Origin of the sequence: Tatumella sp. UBA2305 (assembly GCF_002345795.1) — a bacterium.
Taxonomy (GTDB): domain Bacteria; phylum Pseudomonadota; class Gammaproteobacteria; order Enterobacterales; family Enterobacteriaceae; genus Tatumella; species Tatumella morbirosei.
On the sequence record NZ_DDVT01000012.1, the window covers coordinates 44,031 to 65,651 of the forward strand.

The following is a 21,621-nucleotide window of genomic DNA, read 5'->3' on the forward strand; positions in this document are numbered from 1 at the left end:
AAAATCTCTTTATGAGCTGTAAAAAGCAATTCTGTTTCTGTTTCGGGAATCAAAAATGAATCATACGTCACTAAAAATCTTTACGGTGGTGGCTGAAGAGTTAAGCATTATTAAAGCCGCGAAACGTCTGGGCAGAGTGCAGTCCAATATCACCACCCGCATCCAGCAGCTAGAGCAGGAGCTGGACGTGCAACTATTCCTGCGTGATAACAAAAAACTGCAACTTTCCCCCGAGGGCGAGACATTCCTCAGCTACTGCCGGCAATTGCTGACCCTGGCAGATGAAGCACGACAAGCCCTGCACCCACAGCAACCCTCAGGAATTTTACGGCTGGGCAGTATGGAGTCCACCGTCGCCAGCCGTCTGAATCAGCCATTATCTGACTTTAGCCGGACCTTTCCCGAAGTGCATTTGCAGCTGGTCACTCTGCCTACCCGTCAACTGACCGAGGCGGTGCTCACCAGAGAGCTGGACTGTGCCCTGGTTTCACTGCCGGTAAACCGGCAGCAGCAGACTGAATGTCCTGCCGGACTGAACTTCCGCTCACTATTTAGCGAAGACCTGTTGATGGTTTACCCTGCGGGATACCAGCCGGACTGTCAGGAACCTCTGCCACTGGCTGCATTTGCTGAGGGTTGTAGCTACCGTCGGATCGCTGTACAGGCATTGCAGTCTCAGGCATCCGGCGGTCCACTGCCGGCTATCAGTGAAGTCAGTTCTTATCATAGTATGCTATCCAGTGTGGCCGGTGGAGGCTATTGCTGCCTGCTGCCAGCCAGCGTATTCGGATTGCTACAGCCGGCCCGCGAACTCACCATCGTTCCCGCCGGTATCGCTGTCACTCAGTTTATCTGGCGGGACCACTCCACCTCTCTGGCTGTTCAGAATCTGGGGGATCTGCTGGCCAGGGAAGTGGCTGACTAAAACGCCCTGTCATCCTCTTCCGTCGCTGTTATCTGATGACAGCAAGCAGCACAGCCACTAACAGTGCGGCGGTCGCACTAAACAACGACGGACTAAATGAACCACTGATCTGGTAAAGTTCTCCGGCCACCAGCGGGCCGGCAATCTGGCCCAGGCCATACAGCGCCGTCATGGCTGCTATCATGTTAAAACTCACCAGATGAGCGAGCCGTCTTGCCTCGGGCAGAGCTATTGTCACCGTGCCCATAAAGGTAAACCCTGTCAGCAATGCACTGACCAGACACAGCCAGAGTGAGTGGCTAAACGCCGGAAGCACAACACCCACCGCCTGCACCAGCAGATTGGCAATCAGTGCATGACGAGCCCCTTTTACCACCATCCATTTATGCCAGATAAAGCAGGAAGGTATCGCCGCCAGACCGAACAATGCCCAGACCTGAATCGGGTCGACCGGCGAGCCGGACAAAAACAGTGGCAGATAGGTGGCGGTAATGATGTAACCGAAGCCGGACAGAGCATAGATCAGTAACAATCGGTAGGCAGCACTGCGGGCTTGCAGGCGAGGCGCGCCATGACTGAGTGCGGATTCGGCCTTAAAACTCAGACTATCAGCCGGAAGATTCAGCCAGCGTAATACCAGCAAAAACAGAATAGCCGCGCTGATACCGCAGATGACCCAAATGATCGGTGAGGTCAGTTGCAGTTGTTTTGCCACGGCTATCACTTCTGCTGACAGGAAAATACCCACACCGACCCCGGCATACAGCAAAGGTGCCCCGCCGCTATGTTTATGGTGCTGTAACAACCATAACGAAGCAGCAATCAGGCTGACCGCGCTGACCAGGCCGGCAATTCCACGCACTACAATCACCTGCATGCCGCTGTGGCTAATCGCGAGAGCGAACAGGCATAACAAGGTGGTGATCACCGCGAAGAAGCACAGCAGACGGGCATCTCCGGGCCTGGCTTTCGCCAGTAATAATGCCCCGGCCAGATATCCGGCATAGTTCGCGGCGGCCGCCAGATTCCCCTGGCTCAGCGTCATCAAATGTTCCTGAATCATTAATGGCATTATTCCGGTAAAGGCAAAACGCCCATACCCCATGCCTGTAACCAGTACTACAGCGCCTGCCAACGCCATCATTCTGGCTTTCGCCTCTGACTTATCATTGTTTAGCGAACCCACACGGCCTCCAAAAGGGTATCTGTCACTTTGACTATATTCTCTAAATAGGAATTCGTAGTAAATATAAATCTCAAAATGAGATATAACAAGCAAAATAACCGTGTACCGGGCCGCCACGAGGCGTTTTTCCCTGGGGAGCAGGCTAAGCTGTGCTGAAACGAACTCTGTACAACAGGCTGTCGGAGTGAAAATACCTGACTTGCGACTTATAATTTTATTCTGAGGTAACAAACCCGTAACCTTGCAGGGTCAGGTGCCATTTACAGAAGATATTCCCGGGGTGACCAGGTTGTTTTAAGGGATGTTCCGGGGAATAAACTGCGATTATCAAGCTAAATGACCGGACACTGATTTTGCTTCGCTCACTGGAATTCCACGGTTTATACATTCACAGGAAGGTCAGGCTATGCAGCCATATAAATGTTTTATCCTTGATGATTATCAGACCGTGGCTAAGAAAATGGCCGACTGGACGCAGTTGCCGGACAGTATCAGCGTCCATACTCTTCATTCGCCGGTCAGCAGCCCTGAACAACTGGTCGTGTTGCTGAAAGAGGCGAACATTCTGGTGGTGATGCGCGAGCGTACCGCCATCACCCGACAACTGCTCAGCCAGCTTCCGTTGCTAAAACTGATAGTGACCAGCGGGATGAGGAATGCGTCCATCGATATTGCGGCCGCGACTGAGCTGGGGATCACCGTGTGTGGTACCGAAAGCAGCAGCGTGCCTCCTGCCGAACTTGCATGGGGACTCCTGCTGGCCCTGGCACGGCAGATTTGTAGCGAATCGTCAGCGTTAACGACAAATGGCCCCTGGCAAAGCAGTCTGGGAATGACCCTGCAGGGTAAAAAAATAGGCATTATCGGGCTGGGGAAAACCGGGAAAATCATTGCCCGCTATGCGCAGGCATTTGGCATGGATGTGTACGCCTGGAGCAGTAACCTCACCGAAGCACAGGCCCAACAACAGGGGGTCACTTATGTGGCTTCCAAAAAACAGATTTTGCAACTGGCGGACGTTATTACACTGCATCTGGTCAGTTCACCTCGTAGTCACGGCATGATTAGTTATTCCGACCTGCAACAGATGAAAAAAACTGCGCTGTTAATCAATACCTCCCGCGCAGAACTGATCGCCGAAGGTGCACTCATCAAGGCACTGGAGAACGGTGATATCGCAGGAGCCGCAATTGATGTTTTTGAACAGGAACCTCTGCCCGCAGGCTCTGCTTACCGCCAAACCCGAAATCTGCTGGCCACTCCGCATCTGGGCTATGTCAGCGATACGAATTATCACACCTACTTCGGTCAGGCGATTGAAAATATCCGGGGCTGGCTCGACGGAGAACCTGTCAGGTGCCTGGCTGACTGATTGTTCGCCTGAATGTTCAGCGACTCTGGCGCCTGCGCTTGAAGGTGCCGACTATCGCCCTGCGCAGAAGTTTTTATTAGCTGTGCTATGTCTGTCTGGCTCAGTGCTTTACTGACCAGAGTCGCATCATCCACTTCCGGGTCCGCAGACGGTGTTAGACCGCTGAGATTTTTTCCATATCCCGGGGGTTATCCTTCAGTCATGGTTTCTCTGCCCGGAAGGGCAGTCCCCTGACTGTCGGCTGTCAGGAAAGTTGATCCTCTTCACATCCCTGACAGGCGTAGCTGTTTTGTCCATAGACTAAGCGATAACTTCCAGATTAGCTGCCTGCACCTGAGGGTATGGTTAATCATAGGTTTGAATCTCACACCAGGCTGTTGGCCGGTGACCGGTACACCGCTGCATATCTGCCGTTTTCCCTGACAGGCAGACTGCCCACAGTCACGAACTTTTGTCGGGGATGGCCAGGAAAAGGATGAACCCCATGTCAACGTCATCACTCTCTTTGCGTGAAAAAATAGGTTACGCCTCCGGAGACGCGGGATGTAACATTATTTTTGGCACGATTATGTTGTTTGTCAGTTTCTTTTATACCGATGTTTTCGGCTTATCACCGGCGATGGTGGGAATATTATTGCTGTCGGTAAGAATACTCGATGCCGTGGCTGACCCGATAATGGGAGTGATTGCTGACCGCACAGTTTCCCGCTGGGGCCGTTTCAGACCCTGGTTATTGTGGGGGGCTGTTCCCTTTGCGATAGCCAGTATTCTGATGTTTACCACGCCGGACTGGAGTTATCAGGCCAAAGTCATCTATGCCTTTGTCACTTATGCCCTGATGTCGATGACCTATACCATGGTAAATATCCCATACTGCTCACTGGGCGGCGTCATCACCAATGATCCGGTCGAGCGCGTAGCTTGTCAGTCCTGGCGGTTCGTGATGGTTGGCGTAGCCACCTTGTTGCTGACCCTGTCACTGCTACCCATGACCGAATGGTTTGGTGACGGCAATAAGGCCAGAGGCTACCAGTCAGCGATGATCGTGTTGTCGCTGATTGGCATGTGCCTGTTTTTCTTCTGCTTCTTCAACGTTAAGGAGCGTATCCATGCGGCAGTACCTTCACATGATGCCTGGCGTAAGGATCTACGGGATGTATGGAAAAATGACCAGTGGATTAGAATGTTGGCACTGACGTTATGTAATGTCTGCCCGGGATTCATCCGTATGGCCGCGGTAATGTATTACGTGACCCGGGTGATGCAGCAAAGTGCCGGATTTGCCACCTTCTTCATCAGTCTTGGGGTGGCCGGCATGATGATCGGCAGTATGCTGGCACGACCTCTGACCGATCGCTGGTGCAAACTGAAAGTCTTTTTCTGGACCAATATCGTGCTGGCCCTGTTTTCAGCCGGGTTCTGGTTTGTTAACCCGCAGGCGGTGGGGCTGGTAACCTGCCTCTATTTCTTACTGAATATCCTGCACCAAATCCCTTCCCCGTTGCACTGGTCGCTGATGGCCGATGTGGATGATTATGGCGAATGGAAGACCGGTAAACGTCTGACCGGAATCAGCTTTTCGGGCAATATTTTCTTTCTTAAATGCGGTTTGGCAATTGCCGGTGCACTGGTCGCCTTCCTGCTGTCACATTATGGATATAACGCCAGCGCTGCCACCCAGTCCCCCCAGGCGCTGTCAGGTATTGTCATGCTGTTTACTTTGATCCCTGCCTTCGGGTATCTGCTGACCGCCGGAGTGGTCAGACTGCTGAAAGTTGACCGCAGTCTGATGAAACAGATCCAGTCTGATCTGGAAAAACGGAGAAGAAATTATTCCGGTATTGCTGATCTTTATCGTCAGGTAAAAGCGGAACAACGTGAGCGCCAGACAGTCACCACCGTCCGGCCGCAAATGCTGTCATAACATTAACAGGAGCCGACATGCAGAACTGGCCAAATCCGTTTATAGAACAACGCGCGGACCCGTTTATTATCCGCCACCAGCAGTACTACTATTTTGTCGCTTCGGTGCCTGAATATGACCGGCTGGAAATTCGCAGGGCAGCCAGGCTGGAAGATTTGCCGTCGGCTCCGCCAGTGGTGGTCTGGCGTAAACCCGACCATGGACCGATGAGCGAGCTTATCTGGGCCCCTGAACTACACCTGATCAACGGTAAATGGTATCTCTATTTTGCCGCGGCCCCGACCCGGGAGCTAAGGGATAATATGTTCCAGCATCGTATGTTTGTGCTGGAATGCCAGGGAGAGGACCCGCTGACCGGTGATTGGGTCGAAAAAGGTCAGGTAACGACCCAATATGATACCTTTGCTCTCGATGCCACCACCTTCCATCATCAGGGCAGACAGTGGTATCTGTGGGCACAAAAAGCTCCGGATATCGCCGGAAATTCAAACCTGTATTTGTCTGAAATGGAAAACCCGTGGACGCTCCGTGGTACTCCGCTGATGTTGTCACGCCCGGAATATGACTGGGAATGCAGAGGTTTTCTGGTGAACGAAGGGCCGGCGGTGATTAAACACGGTGAACGCTTGTTTGTCAGTTATTCCGCCAGTGCGACTGACCAGAATTATTGTCTGGGGCTGCTGTGGATAGCTTTGGATGCGGATCCGTTACAGTTAAGCCACTGGCACAAATCACCCCGGCCAGTGTTCACCACCAGCCAGGCCAATAAGCAGTATGGCCCCGGCCATAACAGTTTTACCGAAACGGAATCCGGAGAAACGGTTCTGGTCTATCACGCCAGAAATTATACAGAAATTGAAGGTGACCCGCTGTATGACCCCAACCGCCACACCCGGCTAAAGAGACTGGAGTGGGACCCCCAGGGGATGCCGGTATTTGGCACGCCTCCGGCAGATAATCACTAATCACGACAGATTGCCGGGAGCATACTGCCCGGCAATATCTTTGCCATGCCTTGTGGGCAATATTGGCCCTGTGGCCCGGACGCACTCTGAAGGAGCATAGTAAAGGAATCGGTTAGCTTATAATTCAGTCTACTGATTTTAAAGGATAAATTTTACCCCCCACCAGTCACTTCAATGTATATATCTGATCCTCCGCCCGTTAAAAGCTTCAACACAGGTGCCGACATTAGGGTACGAAGTCATTCTTAAGCAGGAAGCCCAATGAATTTCACACTCCTCGCCACCGGCCACCTGTGACCCTGTCACATTAAAAAAGCAATTTAATATCATGATGATACCTGATATTTCATGCTACATCAGGGTCTTGCTGACTCATAATTTCGTGGGTAATTATTACCCTCATAATAATGAGTGGCACTAATCTTGCTTGATCTGACAGGTGATAAAGCCAGGGAGCCAACTTATGAAAGCAACATCTGTCCGTTACTATGTTTTTTCTCTCCTGTTCCTGATAGCTCTGATTAACTATATTGACCGTGGTGCACTCTCTTTCTCAGCCAATGCCATCGCACAGGAATACCATCTGGACAAAGTACAACTGGGCGCGGTCCTGGGGTATTTCGGTTTTGGATATCTGTTTGGCTCATTGTGTGGCGGTTATCTTGCTGACCGGTACGGTACCCGAAAAATTTGGTTATGTGCCGGAGTGGCCTGGTCTGTGCTGGAAATTGGGACCGCCTGGGCCGGTGAGCTGGGAGTCGCCATGTTTGGCGGATCCGCTATTCTCGGATTTGCGGCATTACGTATCCTGTTCGGTTTCTCTGAAGGCCCGGCCTATGCCCTGATGAACAAAACCATTGCCGGTTGGGCTCCGGATAATGAACGCGGTTTTGCCTTAAGTATTGGGCTGGTCAGTACTCAGGTTGGGGCATTACTTACCGCCCCGGTCGCCGTCGGTTTGCTGCTGTTAACCCATGACTGGCGCATTATGTTTATCGTACTGGGAATTTTTTCATTGCTGGCAATGCTGTTATTTGCCCGCACCTTTACCGATACCCCGCAATTACATCCCCGGGTCAATTCACAGGAGCTGGAATTAATTGCCAATGGTCAGAAAGCCGAAATCTCCGGAGAAAAACCGCTGCCATGGTGGAAATTTTTTACCCACCGGACTCTGGTCTGTAATGCGCTGGGATATTTTAGCTTCCTGTATATCACTTTTACGCTGGCCAGTTGGTTACCCAAATATTTACAGGACAATTTCCATTACGACCTGCACTCCCTGTGGTACGTCGCCATGATCCCATGGAGTGGCGCCTGTTTTACCGTACTGTTAGGAGGAAGAATTTCAGATGCCCTGCTGCGCCGTTTTGGCAACCTTCGTCTTGCCCGTAACCTGTTTGCCGCCACCGCGCTGTTACTGACCGCCGGCTGTTTTATGGCTATTCCCTGGGTACACTCTCCCGCCAGTGTGATTGCCCTGATGACCGCCGGCAATGCACTCAATGCCATGGTGAATAATGTCTATTGGTCAGTAGTGATTGATGTGACACCGAAAGCCACAGTCGGTACCTACAGCGGAATGACACTGGCTATTGCCAATATCGCATCGATCATTTCGCCAATTCTGTCCGGCTGGATGGCACAAAATTATGGCTATAACTCGATGTTTAGTGTCACCGCCGGAGTAGCGTTGTTTAGTATGATTGCCATGCTGATGCTGCAACCTGAAAAACGTCTGACATCAGCTGCCACGTTATCCCGACTGACTCACAAAGGGAAAACACTGCCCGCCACGGACTAACGGTTGCCGGGCGGCATGTTGTCGCCCGCAATTAGCAACGGCGAAGTTGTTCTGCTTTATACAGGGTTTCGGTCAGTTGCCCCGCCAGTGCCTCAATCACCTTCATGCACACTGAATTGCCAAACTGCTTATAGATTTGCCCGTGCGAGACAGCATTCACAATAAAATTGTCCGGGAAACCCTGTAGCCGCGCACATTCCACCGGGGTGAGTTTGCGGGGGTTTTTACCCAGGGCACTCTGATCGATCAGAATTTCCGAACCGTCTTTATAGTAACGGGCGCTCAGGGTATTGGTGTACTCACTGTCGGCGTTAAATAAAGAATAGCCAAAACCATTGCCGCGCTGTTTATGAGAGGCCAGCCGTTTCTGATGACCGATCCACAATTTATCGGACAGCGTGTAGGCGTCTTTCCCCCTGGCCGCAATTTGCTGAGCTAGTTCTTCCGGTGTCAGCAAAATGTCCCCGACCCGGGTCGGCGTGCAGGGAGCTTCCGGCCAGCGAAACAGTTGGTCAAAATCCACTCCGGAGAAATAATCTTTATCAAAACCGATAATATAAACCCGCTCCCGGTTTTGCGGTGCGCCAAAATCTCCGGCGCGTAGCACTTTAAAATCGACACGGTAGTTCAGTTTGCCAGACAGTGCCCTGCGCGCCTCATCACTCATCGGAACATCTTCGGGAATAGCCCCGCCATGCGTGCCCTCCAGGATTCCAATGATAGTTTTCAGCGTGCGGCCTTTATCATGGCCCTGGAGTTGTTTTACATTTTCAAGCAGAAAAGCCTTGGGCCGTTTTTCAGCCAGAATGCGCTGTATTTCAAAAAACATGGTTCCGCGGGTATCACTGAACCCCTGGCGGAGACCCGCCAGTGAGAATGCCTGGCAGGGAAAGCCGCCCAGCAGGACATCATGATCAGCAATATCCCGGGCATTGACCCGCGTGATATCTCCCACCGGCATTTCACCATAATTCGCCAGGTAGGTTTTCTGAGCAAATTTATCCCATTCGGAGGTAAACACGCAGTGTCCCCCCAGTCGCTGGAATGGCAGACGAATCCCCCCCACGCCAGCAAAAAGATCGATGAAAGTGAACCGGCTTTGTTGTTTAGGTCCCTGACGGAAGGGGGCTTCCAGATGATGCTTTTTCAGTCTGGCTTCAAGATGTTGAATCGCCTTCCACTTTCCGGCAGACGGGACGTGTTCGCCCGATTCCCAGCCACGAACCGTGCGTTCTCCGCTGGCTGACATACCGAGTACATTGGCAAATTCGCTGCGTCCCAGACCCAGACTTTCTCTGATTCTGGTAATCTCTTGCGGCGACGGATTTGATATAAGGGGCATAGTAGAGTGACTTATCCGGTTTTAGTCCTGGAAGACTACCACCGGCCCGGTGACCAGGCAATGAGATATTCAGCGGTTGTTTTCAACTCTCCACGTTGCCGGTGTCGCCCCGGATGACTCTGCCGTGTCGTCGTTAACTCATCCTGTCGTTAAACAATCGTAATGGAAACCAATGACAGTCAAAGCTCATGCCCCCGATGGTGGGTTAACAACTGAGTGAAGGGTTGCACCTGACCCGGAAATCCGGTTATACCCCTACAGACTGGGATTTGGGATCGAGGCGGTCGTTATGCCGGAGAAAAACTTAACCGGCCAGTCAGTCGTCGGCAGAACCTGATGCTCTGCCGACGGCAGGATTACTTCGTATTCTTAATCACCAGCTGATGCCGGTTATTATAAAACCGGCGGCAGGCCAGATATCCGGCAATAATGGTCGAAATACTGGCGGTAGAGAGGGTCATAAAAGTGACCATAATCTGGTATTTGATCGCTTTTACCGGATCGATCCCCGCAAAAATCAGACCAGACATCATCCCCGGCAGACTGACCAGTCCGACCGTTTTCGCCGAATCCACGGTCGGAATCAGGGATGAACGAATGCTGTCGCGCAGCAACTGTGCCGAAGCCTGTTTGGGTGTTGCGCCCAGGCTCAACATCTCCTGAACCTGTTGCTGATGGGAACTAAAACGCTGTCCCAGATTGTTATAACACAGCCCTACCGCAATCATACCGTTGCCGGCTATCATGCCGGAGATCGGAATCACCTGCATCGGTAAAAACCCGATGGATCCGGTGCCCACCAGGACGATCAGCGTCAGCACCGCCCCACTGGTGATGGCCACAAACGACATCACAAATGCACGGTCGATATATTTGCTGCGTTTTTTGGCATTCAGCGCCGCATTAACACAGATGAACAGCACCATCAGTATGGTCAGTAAGGCATTATTCACATCAAAGATATATTTGAGCACATAGCCGACTATCACTAACTGTACGACTGCCCGGCTGATGCTCCACAGGATCTCTTTTTCTAACGACAATTTTTCCCGGTGGCTGATGAGAATGGCCAGCAGCACCAGTCCAAGGGACATGAGCAGTGAGCTGTTGGTAATATTATGCTGGTTCATGAGCGGTTTCCCGGGGCTGGCTGGCGGTCAGGGTAATAACATTATCCGCATGGCTGATTTCGTTGCGGTCATGGGTAACCCATAACACCCCAAGGTTTTTCTCTCTGACATACTGCTGAATCAAATCATTCACCCGGCGCTTATTACTGTCATCGAGTGCGCTGGTAATTTCATCCAGCAACAGGACCCTGGGTAAAAACTGCAGATTACGTAGCAATGATACCCGTTGTTTTTCGCCGCCGGAGAGTTCAGTCACGGGTTTAGACAACAGACTTTCCGGCAATGCCAACCGTTGGAGATCCTGCTTAAGTTGCTGTGGATCGGCTTTTTTCTGCCGCAGTAGCCACGGAAAGCTCAGATTATCCCTGACCGTTTCACCAAACAATGCCGGCGTCTGCGCGCAATAAGAAACCTGACGCCGGTACTCTTCCGGGGAATAACTGTCGATAGATTTACCATCGAAGCGAATACTTCCGCTGTCGGCTGAAATCAGAGAAGAAGCGATTTTCAGTAAGGTACTTTTTCCGCATCCGGAGGGGCCGGTAATCAGGGTAAATTCCCCTGCGCGGAGAGAGAGTGAAATATCGTTAAGTATGGGGGTATTGCCCGCGCGGAAACAAATATTGCTTAATTCCAGCAGCGGCAGCGTCTTGTCCATGTTTATTATTCCTGTGTTCCTGAATATTCCCCTATCTTAACGAGGTTTCCTGCCGGGGATAAAAGGCTTTTTTCACCCGGCAACAGCGACAATCTGCTGCCGACAGGCTTTTCTGTCACTCATTCCTAATTCAGGGGGGCAACAAGCTGAATTTGTCATAATTTTTTAACTATAGTGACTGGCGTTTCCGTCCGCAGCCTTTTAAGGTAGTAGCCTTAATTCTGATGGGATGGGAGACGGGTAATGCGGATTCTGGTTGTTGGCGCTGGCTCTACCGGCGGGTTTTATGGCGCAAGTCTGGCGCGTCATGGCCGTGATGTTACTTTTCTGGTTCGTGAGAAACGCGCAGAAAAACTCAGGGAAAAAGGGCTGGTCGTTCATGCACACTCCGGCACCTTCTCCCTCCGGCCACAGATTGTTGTCGCAGATGATATTACCACCCCTTATGATCTGATTATTCTGACCGTAAAGAGTTTTGGTCTGGCTGGTGCTATCCGTGATATTACCCCGGCAGTCGGTGAAAATACCGTCATACTGCCCATTCTTAATGGGATGAAGCACCTCACGACACTGCGTCAGACATTTGGTGAAGAAAAAGTGATTGGTGGTTTATGTAAAATTCACTCAACACTGAATGACGAAGGCGAAGTGCTGCAAATGTCTGCGCTCAGCCAGCTTATCTTCGGCGAACTGGACGGCAGCGATTCGGCGAGGATCCGGGAAATTAATCAGGTATTTACTGATTGTGGCTTTGACAGCAAATTGTCGTTGTCAGTACAAAGTGATTTATGGGAAAAATGGCTGCTGCTGAGCACTCTGGGCGCAGTCACCTGTCTGTCCCGTGGCAATACTCAACAGGTGTTGCAGTCTGCCGGTGGCGACACACTGCTGAACACCCTATTTAGTGAAGTTCTGGCGGTGGTCACTGCCTGCGGCTATCAGCAGCGTCCGGCGGTCATTGCCACGACGCTGCAAACCCTTAGCAACCCGGCCACCCCGATGACTTCGTCGATGTATCGCGATTTGCATCAGGGATTTCAGATTGAAGCAGACCAGATCATCGGCGATCTGGTGGGACGTGCACAGGCACATTCTGTCCCCGTGCCACTGCTGAATGCAGTCTGGGTGAACCTGCAGGTTTATCAGATTCAACGCCAGTCCGCTACCTGAAGATACAAAAAAGCCCGGTCAGGGTACCGGGCTGATTCTGAACTGTCGGTTTATTTCTTTTCATCCACTGACGGTGCTTTCTGTTCACCCAGCAGTTTAAGTTTTTTCGAGATTTCCCGACGTTCTTTAGAAAGGTCTGCGTTTTTAATAATGTACTCGTCGACACGATCTTCATAGTCACTACGCATACTGGCAATAATTTCCTGAATTGCCTCAATACTCATGCCCGGCTTAATGTATTCACTCAGGTTGTCCAGTAGCAGTACACGCTTTTGGTTGTCACGGACTTTCTTCTCATTATCCGTTATCTCACGTTGTAACTTATTTTTACGGCGAAACATGCGTACAAATTCAAGTACGTCCTGGAATGACTGTTTGGCATTTTCCATGATAACACCTTAGTTTGACGCCCGTTCTGGCAGGCGTGTGAGTTTCAGAATCCATCGGTTCAGATGAAGTCTCTGCTGCTTTACTGTGACTTCTAAAACTTTTCAGTGCCTTATCTTAGCGCAAAGCAACTGCATTTCACATTCAGACTGTCGATTACTTTCTCAGCACCATGCGGATAAGATCATTCATTCTGACCAGCTGACCGTGTAGTTCGAGGCTCAGCCACACATAGCCATACACCTGAGCAGCCTCGGCATTCGCATGTTCCGCTTTGGAAAGCAGTAATTTCAGTTCCCGGTCAACCTCTTCCAGTTCCGCTGCAGTGGCAGCAACGTTCTCCGGAATACCACTGACCAGCATCTCAGCCAGCGTCCGGAACAGATTTTCGGTCAGCGCGTGCGTCCTCCGTATCGTCGGGGCATTCAGCAATAGCAGATGACTTTCGCGGGAGGCCCACCACGCATTGATTTGCATTTCCAGGGTATAGACCATATTACGCTGAAGGGTCTGTATGGCTTCATACACTGACTTAGGGATCCGGGTCTCTTTATTGGCCGGTTCCAGCAGCGAACGCATTTTAACAACCTCAGTCAGTAACTTCTGAATCGGTTTATTCAGCCGCGGCTTTTCCAGCAAATTGGGAGACAACCCGGTGTGGTAGATCTTCAGTGATGCTATCAGGGCATCTGACAATCTGATACGCCAGAATGTGTAGGCCCGTTGGGCCCAGATACCGGTAAAGATCACCGCCATGATAGAACCGAAAATCACGTCGCCCCCACGCCATAATGCCGTCAGGAAATCGCCCGCCGGCGCCCCCACTACGACCCCCAGGGTAATGCCAATCAACAGTGCCATATAGGGGCGTTTACCCAGTGTCAGATAACCACAGACAAACATCACTATGGCACACCACACCAACATCGCCGGCAGAGAAACCAGTTCAATTTTAAGGGCAATTAACCCGGAAACTGAACCGGCAATGGTGCCGATAATACGCTGCACCGCACGCGGAAATACCGTTCCCCAGGATGACACGGGTCCCATCACCACCACCAGGGTAATTAATGGCCAACTTCCTTCAGGAATCTGAAATAACCTGACCAGTAAAAAAGTTAGTACAAAAGAGATGGCAATACGAAGGCCATGAACGGTCTTGTAATGGCGGTACAACCAAAATTCGGGTTTGGATATCGGCTTGTCGGGACGCACTCTGAGTTTCCGGTCATTAACTGAAGGCGTATTTTTACATATTCGTGGCAAAAGATCTGTGGCAAATCATCACAGTAATACGGGATATTAAGGGATTCACCGGGTCAAAGGTTATGCAGAACAATAGTGACAATCAAAACCGGAGGCATAGCACCTTCCATCACCGCCCCTGAAGAAAGGGTCGATGCGGATTAACCCTGGCTTACCGGGAACAGTTTACTGAGGTTTCCCCCCTTCCCGCCACCTGGTTAACGGCCCGTTATTGTGCGGGCCGTTGATATACAGAACGGTTACAGTTTTTTCTTAATGTAGTCGGTGATACGAGTGACGATGCCACCCTGTTTCACTTCCTGCAGAGCGACCAGAGGATAGCTGGCAATCTGCTTATCTTTGTCCATCACCTGGATTTCCCCGACCTGCTCATCTGCAGCTAACGGCGCATCCAGCTCTTTTTTATCGATAACATACTTCGCTTTTACCTGGCTGATTTCACCACGTGGCAGCGATAAATAGACATCTTTGGCTGAACCGACATTGACTGAGTGCGGATTACCGTACCAGACATTTTCAGTGCCAATGGCTTTGCCCGCATGGAACAACTGGACGGTATCAAAATTATTCTGTCCCCAGATCAGCAGTTTTCTGGCGCAGTCTTCACGATCTTTTGCACTTTTCGCCCCCATCACGACGGCGATCAGGCGATGCTGACCAATAATATTGGTGGCGATAATATTAAACCCGGCGGTCTCGGTATGACCGGTTTTCATACCATCCACGTGCAGGCTGTTATCCCACAGCAGGCCCACACGGTTATTTTGGGTAATACCATTCCATGTCATCGTCTTCTGACTGTACATATGGTAGAACTCAGGTTCTCCGTGGATAATCGCCATCGCGACAATCCCCAGATCCCGGGCGGTACTGTACTGTCCCGGAGCATCCAGCCCGTGCACCGTCTCAAAATGGGTATTTTTCAGATGCAGATCCGCGACTACCTGATTCATCAGCTTAACAAAATTCTGCTGACCTCCGGCAACATAATCCGCCAGCGCGACACAGGCATCATTTCCTGAATCAACGATAACCCCACGGCTCAAATCGCGTACTGAGATTTTATCACCAGGTTTCAGAAACATCAGTGAAGAACCCTTAAATACCGGGTTACCTGCCCCCCAGGCATCCTGCCCGACGGTAACGATATCATCGGGGGTAATTCGTTTATCGTTAATAGCGCGATCCACCACATAGCCGGTGACCAGTTTAGTCAGACTGGCCGGATTACGGCGCTCATCCGGGTTGTTGGAAGTCAAAACCTGTCCGGTTGTCGCGTCCATTAACACCCAGGAAGCAGCATCAAGCGTTGGCGGCGTCGTGGAAAAAGGCAGGGTGTCATCGGCAAAGGCCGTTGATGTCAGTAAAATCATACCCGGTAAAGTAATAAGCAGACGCCTTTTCAAACTAAATTCCTCAGTAAATAGGGTGGATCGTCAGGTTTTAGCCGCTTTTTTACGGTATTTTTACCCGTCTGGCATCTCTCAATTGTGAGTAAATGTAACAAGGAAAGTGGCGCGATCTGCTGTAAAAAAGTCGGTTATAAAACAATATACTGCAGGCGCAGATAACCACAGGAAGATTTTCCGCACTCAGTGCCCGACGGGAACAAATTTATGGCAAGGAGTTTTGTCATGTTATCCGTTTAAATGAATCATTTTCTCACAGTCATCCGGACACAGGGCCCGGTGCTGATACCGTCGCCCTGCTCAACGCTTACTGATAATCACTGTTCATTTTCAAAAAGGTTACCTGCAAATCTTCAGCCAACCCGTCAAAACGTAATGCTAAAAAAAGCCTGAATAGAGGGCTGTTGTAAATGTTGTTCCAGTGCTACCGCCGTTGTCCATACTTCGTCATACTTACCGGGATTAATCCAACCTTCCCGGGCTTAATGACTCTGCTGACGAGTGAATTTCCTCCCGGGGGGGGCGTATGACGTTAAGGGGCTTTAACGCCCCGCCCTTCCTGCATCACTGAAGTTTTATCCTATGGCGCAAACTGTATAATGGAGCAATCCCCTGGGAGAAAAAGGGTAATCATTGAGCAATAAAGCCAATAAGATTTTGATATTAAATAAATTAACAGGAAAGAACAGGAAGGTTTTGGATGAAAAATAATGATGCAGTCACACCTACCTTCCTCTTCCATGATTATGAAACCTTTGGTAAGCATCCGGCACTGGACCGTCCGGCTCAATTTGCCGGCATCCGCACTGACGCTGAATTTAATATTATTGGTGAACCCGAGGTTTTTTACTGCCGGCCAGCCGACGATTATCTTCCTCAGCCGGAAGCAGTCATGATCACCGGAATTACTCCACAGCATGCGCAGGCTCAGGGGGTCAGCGAAGCCGAATTTGCACGGCGCATCCACACGCTGTTCTCTGAACCCGCGACCTGCGTGGTGGGTTACAATAATGTCCGTTTCGATGATGAAGTCACGCGTAATATTTTTTACCGCAACTTCTACGACCCTTATGGCTGGAGCTGGCAGGACGGTAACTCCCGCTGGGACCTGCTGGATGTGATGCGGGCCTGTTATGCCCTGCGTCCTGAGGGCATTAACTGGCCGGAAAACGAAGAAGGTTTCCCCTCCTTCCGGTTGGAACACCTGACTGCCGCCAATAATGTCAGCCATGAACAAGCTCATGATGCCATGTCGGATGTGTATGCCACCATTGCTATGGCCAGGCTGGTCAGGCAAAAGCAGCCGAAGCTGTTTGACTTTCTGTTCCGGCATCGCAATAAAAACAAACTCCAGACACTGATTGATATCCCACAGATGAAACCGCTGGTTCATGTATCGGGAATGTTTGGTGCCGCCAGAGGAAATACCAGCTGGATAGTGCCGCTCGCCTGGCATCCGGACAACAAAAATGCGCTGATCACCGTGGATCTGGCCGGTGATATCAGGCCATTACTGGATGAAACCGCCGATACGCTGCGCGAACGTCTGTACAGCACCCGTGAGCAACGAGGATCGTTGCCGGTAATACCTTTAAAACTGGTGCATATCAATAAGTGTCCGGTGTTGGCCCCCGCCAGCACACTACGACCGGAGGATGCTGAGCGACTGGCGATTGACCGCCAGCATTGTCTGGATAACCTCGCATTATTACGCCGTCACAGCGAAATTCGCGAAAAAGTGGTTGCCGTGTTCGCCACCCGCCGCGAATTCCCTGCCAGTGACGATGTGGATGCACAGCTGTATGACGGGTTCTTCGGTGAGGCGGATAAACATGCGATGAATATTATCCGTACTACTGAGCCACGCAATCTGCCGGCCCTGGATTTGACCTATCACGATCCGCGGATAAATATCCTGTTATTCCGCTACCGTGCCCGTAATTTTCCAGGCACCCTCGATGACAGTGAGCAGCAACGCTGGCTGGAACATCGCCGTGAAATGCTTTCCACCTCCCGGGTTGAGCAATATATTGAGGAATTGCAACAACTGGCGACACTCTATCCGGAAGATGAACACAGACAATCACTGCTGAAATCGCTGTATCGTTACGCAGAGTCGTTACTGAGCTAACAAGCATAACAAGCAGACGAAAAAAAACCCTGCCGGTGACCACCGGCAGGGTTTTTATCTTTGAACACGGAGAGGATTATAATCCGTCTTCACTGTACTGCGGTACCGGCAAGCGGAAACTGCGGGTGACCACGGCCAGATAGATAATACCAATCGCCGCCCAGATCAGACCCAGAACCATCGAACTCTCTTCCAGGTTAACCCACAGCGCACCGACGGTAATCGCTCCCAGCAAAGGCAGGATCAGGAAGCTGAAGTGGTCTTTCAGCGTTTTATTCCGTTTCTCGCGAATCCAGAACTGTGAAATTACCGACAGGTTAACAAAGGTAAACGCGACCAGGGCACCAAAGTTAATCAGCGCGGTGGCGGTAACCAGGTCAAAGTTAATCGCTAACAACGCAATCGCCCCTACCAGCAACACGTTCAGTGTCGGGGTAGACCATTTTGGCGAAATATAACCAAAGAAACGCTGCGGGAAGACACCATCACGTCCCATCACATACATCAGACGTGATACACCTGCGTGGGCAGCCATACCTGAGGCCAGTACGGTCACACAGGAGAAGATCAGAATACCAAACTGGAACGTTTTCCCGGCAACATACAGCATAATTTCCGGCTGCGAGGAGTCAGGATCTTTAAACCGCGAAATGTCCGGGAAGTACAGTTGCAGGAAGTAAGACACTGCAATAAACAGCAACCCACCGATCAGCGCAGTCAGGAAAATAGCTTTCGGAATAGTACGTTCAGCATCTTTGGTTTCCTCAGACAGAGAACTGATACCGTCGAAGCCGAGGAATGAGAAGCACAAGATCGTTGCCCCGGTAATCATCGGCACCACCTGCGCATCTGAAGACCAGAACGGTTTGCTGCTCGCCAGCGTACCCGCACCTACCCCGTGGCTGACCCCGTAGATAACTAACCCGACAATAAACACCATCACCGCAATCTGCAGGATCACGATAATGCTGTTGAAGTTAGCGACGGTTTTAATCCCTTTCAGGTTGGTCACAGTCATAAACACCACCAGCAATACCACAAAGATCCATGAAGGAATCCCCGGCACCAGTGACTCAAAATAGCTTTTTGCCAGCAGGATGTTAATCATTGGCATGAACAGATAGTCCAGCAATGATGACCAGCCGACCATAAATCCGACATGAGGGCTAATGGATTTTTGTGCGTAAGTATACGCCGAACCTGCCGACGGGAAGCGACGAACCAGCTTACCATAGCTCAGTGCGGTGAAAAGAATTGCGATTAAGGCAAAGGCATAGGCCGTCGCGACATGACCACCGGTCAGCCCCGAGACAATCCCGAATGTATCAAACAGGGTCATTGGCTGCATGTAAGCCAGACCAATCATAACCACCGGAAGCAGCGTTAGAGTTTTTTTAAGATTGGCACGCTGTGGTGCTGGAGAAGTATTATTTTGCATGATGGTGCCCCCCTACAGTAACAATCTGTGCGGATTGCTCCACAGGGAATTTCCGCGCGCGGCGAAAAGTGAAGTGAATAGCAGATTTGCCAAAGCATGTCGCGCCGTAATCGTCACGAAAGCGGCTACCAGAGGCAACTGGTAAAGTGGATAACAACCCCATCAATTTTTCCTCAGACTCACCTTCGGTGAGTGTTTTTTTGTGTATATCTCTCCGGAATAAATCCGGCCCCATAAGGAGTAAGCCATAAAACGTTAATGCAAAAAAAATAACCGATGCCAGGAAAGGCGTCGGTTATTTTCAAATTTGCAGACGCGCATTTTGCCCAAAACAGACCGCTAACACAAGAAATTATCGTATTTGCCCGGGATTTTTGCGGACAACGCCTATTCCAGTGGCATCTGAAACGGGTCTGACCAGCGGTACCGAAAACCCCTTTGCCGACAAATTTGCTCTGCCAGTACCACTTTCCCTTCAGTCGAAGAAAACCGCGGATCAAACTGCGGGGCCTGCCATCCTGCCTGCCGGGCCAGTTGCGGATAGAACTGATCACGTGGCGGATGCCCGGCAGCACACAGGTTGTAAGTGCCACCCTGTGCTGGCTGTTCCAGCAGTAACACTATCGCCGAAATTACGTCGTCCAGGTGCACCAGATTCACTCCGTGCTGTCCGTTAGTCAGACCCTGCTTGCCGGCCAGAAACCGTCCGGGATGGCGCGCAGGTCCGACCAATCCTGCCAGACGCAGAATATCTACCTGAGTGCCTGGTAAATCGTGCAGCCACTGCTCAAGCCGGACCAGTGACTGACCCGCAGGAGTAACCGGACGCAGCGGGCTATTTTCGTCAACCTCACCACTGGCATCCCCATAAACGGATGTCGAGCTGGTGAATATGACCTGTTTCACTTTGTGTGCCAGCGCACTGTCGACAATATTCTGCACAGCATAAACATATTGTTCGCTGCTTTCAGCACTCCGGCTGGCCGGCAAAGTCACAACCAAGGCATCAGCTTCCAGTAAGTCGGCTAAATCATCGGCATCACATTCCGGTTCAGGGGTCAGCTTCAGCAGGCAGGCATTAATGCCGACAGCACGGGCAGCCTGCACTCCATCTGCGGTGGTTTTAGTGCCGGTCACCTGCCAGCCCCGGCCTGCCAGTTGTCGTGCCAACGGCATTCCCAGCCAGCCCAGCCCCACGATTGCTACTTTTTTCATACAGATTTCGCCTTAATATTATCCTGCAACGCCAAACTCTCTGCTGAACGATGGTATTCCTCTGGCAGTTTTCAGGCCAGTACAAATTTTTGCCAGCAATTCTGCTTATCATTATAAAAAAGTGTTGCCAGTCTGCATTATTTTAGTTAGCTTAAATGCCAGACAAATGACCCTTTAAATCGTCGGAAAAATTTATGATTCGCGTTCAATCTAACCATCATCATCACCATCACCCTGACTAGTCTTTCAGGCGATGTGTGCTGGGAGACGAAAAGATCTTCCAGTGGTTTGAGCGCAATATTAAACCCCCGGAAGAGATCTTCCGGGGGTTTTTTTATGGACAGAAATTTAACAATTATAAATTCCGTGCAGGAACAGTAAACAGAGGACTGGACAGATGTTAGATAACAAACGTATCCGCATTGCCATGCAAAAATCAGGTCGCCTGAGTGATGACTCCCGCGAACTGCTGACCCGTTGTGGTATTAAAATTAACCTGCAACAGCAGCGCCTGATTGCGTTTGCCGAGAATATGCCAATTGATATCCTGCGGGTACGTGATGATGATATCCCGGGCCTGGTGATGGATGGTGTGGTTGACCTGGGGATTATTGGTGAAAATGTCCTGGAAGAAGAGTTGTTGTCCCGTCGGGCCCAGGGCGAAGACCCGCGTTATACTACCCTGCGCCGCCTGGATTTCGGTGGCTGTCGGTTATCACTGGCTATGCCGGTCGATGCCGAGTACACCGGTCCGGAATGTCTGAATAACAAACGTGTTGCCACCTCTTATCCTCACCTCCTGAAACGCTACTTCGACAGTAAAGATATCGCCTTTAAATCCTGCCTGCTGAACGGTTCAGTGGAAGTGGCCCCGCGTGCCGGACTGGCTGATGGTATCTGCGACCTGGTCTCTACGGGAGCGACCCTGGAAGCTAACGGGCTGCGTGAAGTGGACGTCATTTATCGTTCCAAAGCAGTATTAATCCAACGCGACGGTGAAATGCCCTCTGAGAAACAGTATCTGATTGACAAGTTACTGACCCGTATTCAGGGGGTGATTAAAGCGCGCGAATCGAAATATATCATGCTGCATGCGCCAACCGATCGTCTGGAAGAAGTCATCAGCCTGTTACCCGGAGCCGAACGTCCTACCCTGTTGCCTCTGGCAGGTGATCAGGCCCGTGTCGCCATGCACATGGTCAGCAGTGAGACTCTGTTCTGGGAAACCATGGAGAAACTGAAATCGCTGGGTGCCAGTTCAATCCTCGTTCTGCCAATCGAAAAAATGATGGAGTAAAC

General features: G+C 50.9%; 18 protein-coding genes and 1 other annotated feature. Of the genes, 9 read left to right on the plus strand and 9 right to left on the minus strand.

Annotated features, from left to right (window positions below; genetic code table 11):
• The first annotated feature begins 55 nt into the window (after positions 1 to 55).
• A complete protein-coding gene (locus B3Z23_RS05280; protein WP_294902690.1) occupies positions 56 to 925 on the plus strand; it encodes a LysR family transcriptional regulator in 870 nt (289 codons plus the stop codon).
• Positions 926 to 953: 28 nt separating this feature from the next.
• Here B3Z23_RS05280 and B3Z23_RS05285 read toward each other — a convergent pair whose 3' ends face one another.
• Complete coding sequence (locus tag B3Z23_RS05285) at positions 954 to 2,069, minus strand: YbfB/YjiJ family MFS transporter (RefSeq protein ID WP_294902848.1); 1,116 nt, start codon at positions 2,067 to 2,069, stop codon at positions 954 to 956.
• Between the two features lie 448 nt (positions 2,070 to 2,517).
• On the opposite strand from B3Z23_RS05285, the gene B3Z23_RS05290 reads away from it, so the two are divergent.
• The 4 genes from B3Z23_RS05290 to B3Z23_RS05305 all read left to right on the plus strand — a co-directional run bounded on the left by B3Z23_RS05290 (position 2,518) and on the right by B3Z23_RS05305 (position 8,176).
• On the plus strand, positions 2,518 to 3,483 hold the full coding sequence (locus B3Z23_RS05290; RefSeq protein ID WP_294902693.1) for a D-2-hydroxyacid dehydrogenase family protein: 966 nt from the start codon (positions 2,518 to 2,520) through the stop codon (positions 3,481 to 3,483).
• Between the two features lie 484 nt (positions 3,484 to 3,967).
• Positions 3,968 to 5,407 (plus strand): glycoside-pentoside-hexuronide (GPH):cation symporter, encoded by a 1,440-nt coding sequence (locus tag B3Z23_RS05295; protein WP_294902696.1) that lies wholly within the window; start codon positions 3,968 to 3,970, stop codon positions 5,405 to 5,407.
• A gap of 17 nt (positions 5,408 to 5,424) precedes the next feature.
• Positions 5,425 to 6,372 (plus strand): family 43 glycosylhydrolase, encoded by a 948-nt coding sequence (locus tag B3Z23_RS05300; RefSeq protein WP_294902699.1) that lies wholly within the window; start codon positions 5,425 to 5,427, stop codon positions 6,370 to 6,372.
• A gap of 463 nt (positions 6,373 to 6,835) precedes the next feature.
• The gene (locus B3Z23_RS05305) at positions 6,836 to 8,176 is read left to right on the plus strand and encodes an MFS transporter (protein WP_294902702.1); all 1,341 of its coding nucleotides are present in this window, start codon (positions 6,836 to 6,838) and stop codon (positions 8,174 to 8,176) included.
• Positions 8,177 to 8,207: 31 nt separating this feature from the next.
• Here the strand turns inward: B3Z23_RS05305 and dcm are convergent, their stop codons facing one another.
• The 3 genes from dcm to fetA form a co-directional block, all read right to left on the minus strand.
• Positions 8,208 to 9,518 carry a DNA (cytosine-5-)-methyltransferase gene (dcm, locus tag B3Z23_RS05310; protein WP_294902705.1) on the minus strand — a complete coding sequence of 437 codons (1,311 nt, stop codon included), beginning with the start codon at positions 9,516 to 9,518 and terminating at the stop codon, positions 8,208 to 8,210.
• Positions 9,519 to 9,874: 356 nt separating this feature from the next.
• Positions 9,875 to 10,648 (minus strand): iron efflux ABC transporter permease subunit FetB, encoded by a 774-nt coding sequence (gene fetB / locus B3Z23_RS05315; protein WP_294902708.1) that lies wholly within the window; start codon positions 10,646 to 10,648, stop codon positions 9,875 to 9,877.
• On the minus strand, positions 10,635 to 11,306 hold the full coding sequence (fetA, locus tag B3Z23_RS05320; RefSeq protein ID WP_294902710.1) for an iron efflux ABC transporter ATP-binding subunit FetA: 672 nt from the start codon (positions 11,304 to 11,306) through the stop codon (positions 10,635 to 10,637). Before fetA ends, fetB begins: the two co-directional genes overlap by 14 nt.
• A 243-nt stretch (positions 11,307 to 11,549) precedes the next feature.
• On the opposite strand from fetA, the gene B3Z23_RS05325 reads away from it, so the two are divergent.
• Positions 11,550 to 12,476: a ketopantoate reductase family protein gene (locus B3Z23_RS05325; RefSeq protein WP_294902711.1), complete on the plus strand. Its 927-nt coding sequence runs from the start codon at positions 11,550 to 11,552 to the stop codon at positions 12,474 to 12,476.
• 50 nt (positions 12,477 to 12,526) lie between these two features.
• Here B3Z23_RS05325 and B3Z23_RS05330 read toward each other — a convergent pair whose 3' ends face one another.
• From B3Z23_RS05330 to dacD, 3 genes are all read right to left on the minus strand, one after another.
• Positions 12,527 to 12,865 carry a DUF496 family protein gene (locus tag B3Z23_RS05330; protein WP_087488905.1) on the minus strand — a complete coding sequence of 113 codons (339 nt, stop codon included), beginning with the start codon at positions 12,863 to 12,865 and terminating at the stop codon, positions 12,527 to 12,529.
• 154 nt (positions 12,866 to 13,019) lie between these two features.
• The gene (locus B3Z23_RS05335) at positions 13,020 to 14,078 is read right to left on the minus strand and encodes an FUSC family protein (RefSeq protein WP_294902714.1); all 1,059 of its coding nucleotides are present in this window, start codon (positions 14,076 to 14,078) and stop codon (positions 13,020 to 13,022) included.
• A 290-nt stretch (positions 14,079 to 14,368) separates the two neighbouring features.
• Complete coding sequence (dacD, locus tag B3Z23_RS05340; RefSeq protein WP_294902716.1) at positions 14,369 to 15,535, minus strand: serine-type D-Ala-D-Ala carboxypeptidase DacD; 1,167 nt, start codon at positions 15,533 to 15,535, stop codon at positions 14,369 to 14,371.
• Between the two features lie 703 nt (positions 15,536 to 16,238).
• Between dacD and sbcB the strand changes: the two genes are divergently transcribed.
• Positions 16,239 to 17,669 carry an exodeoxyribonuclease I gene (sbcB, locus tag B3Z23_RS05345; protein WP_294902718.1) on the plus strand — a complete coding sequence of 477 codons (1,431 nt, stop codon included), beginning with the start codon at positions 16,239 to 16,241 and terminating at the stop codon, positions 17,667 to 17,669.
• A gap of 76 nt (positions 17,670 to 17,745) precedes the next feature.
• On the opposite strand, the gene B3Z23_RS05350 is transcribed toward sbcB, so the two are convergent.
• On the minus strand, positions 17,746 to 19,107 hold the full coding sequence (locus B3Z23_RS05350) for an APC family permease (protein ID WP_294902720.1): 1,362 nt from the start codon (positions 19,105 to 19,107) through the stop codon (positions 17,746 to 17,748).
• Positions 19,108 to 19,494: 387 nt separating this feature from the next.
• Complete coding sequence (locus B3Z23_RS05355) at positions 19,495 to 20,322, minus strand: SDR family oxidoreductase (protein ID WP_294902722.1); 828 nt, start codon at positions 20,320 to 20,322, stop codon at positions 19,495 to 19,497.
• A gap of 194 nt (positions 20,323 to 20,516) precedes the next feature.
• On the opposite strand from B3Z23_RS05355, the gene hisL reads away from it, so the two are divergent.
• Positions 20,517 to 20,564, plus strand: a complete 48-nt coding sequence (gene hisL, locus B3Z23_RS05360; RefSeq protein ID WP_156994614.1) for a his operon leader peptide — start codon at positions 20,517 to 20,519, stop codon at positions 20,562 to 20,564.
• Positions 20,540 to 20,660 (plus strand) — a sequence feature (His leader region). (Overlaps the previous gene by 25 nt.)
• Positions 20,661 to 20,719: 59 nt before the next feature.
• Entirely contained in the window at positions 20,720 to 21,619 is a 900-nt protein-coding gene (gene hisG / locus B3Z23_RS05365; RefSeq protein ID WP_294902724.1) for an ATP phosphoribosyltransferase, read from the plus strand.
• The last annotated feature ends 2 nt before the right edge of the window (positions 21,620 to 21,621 follow it).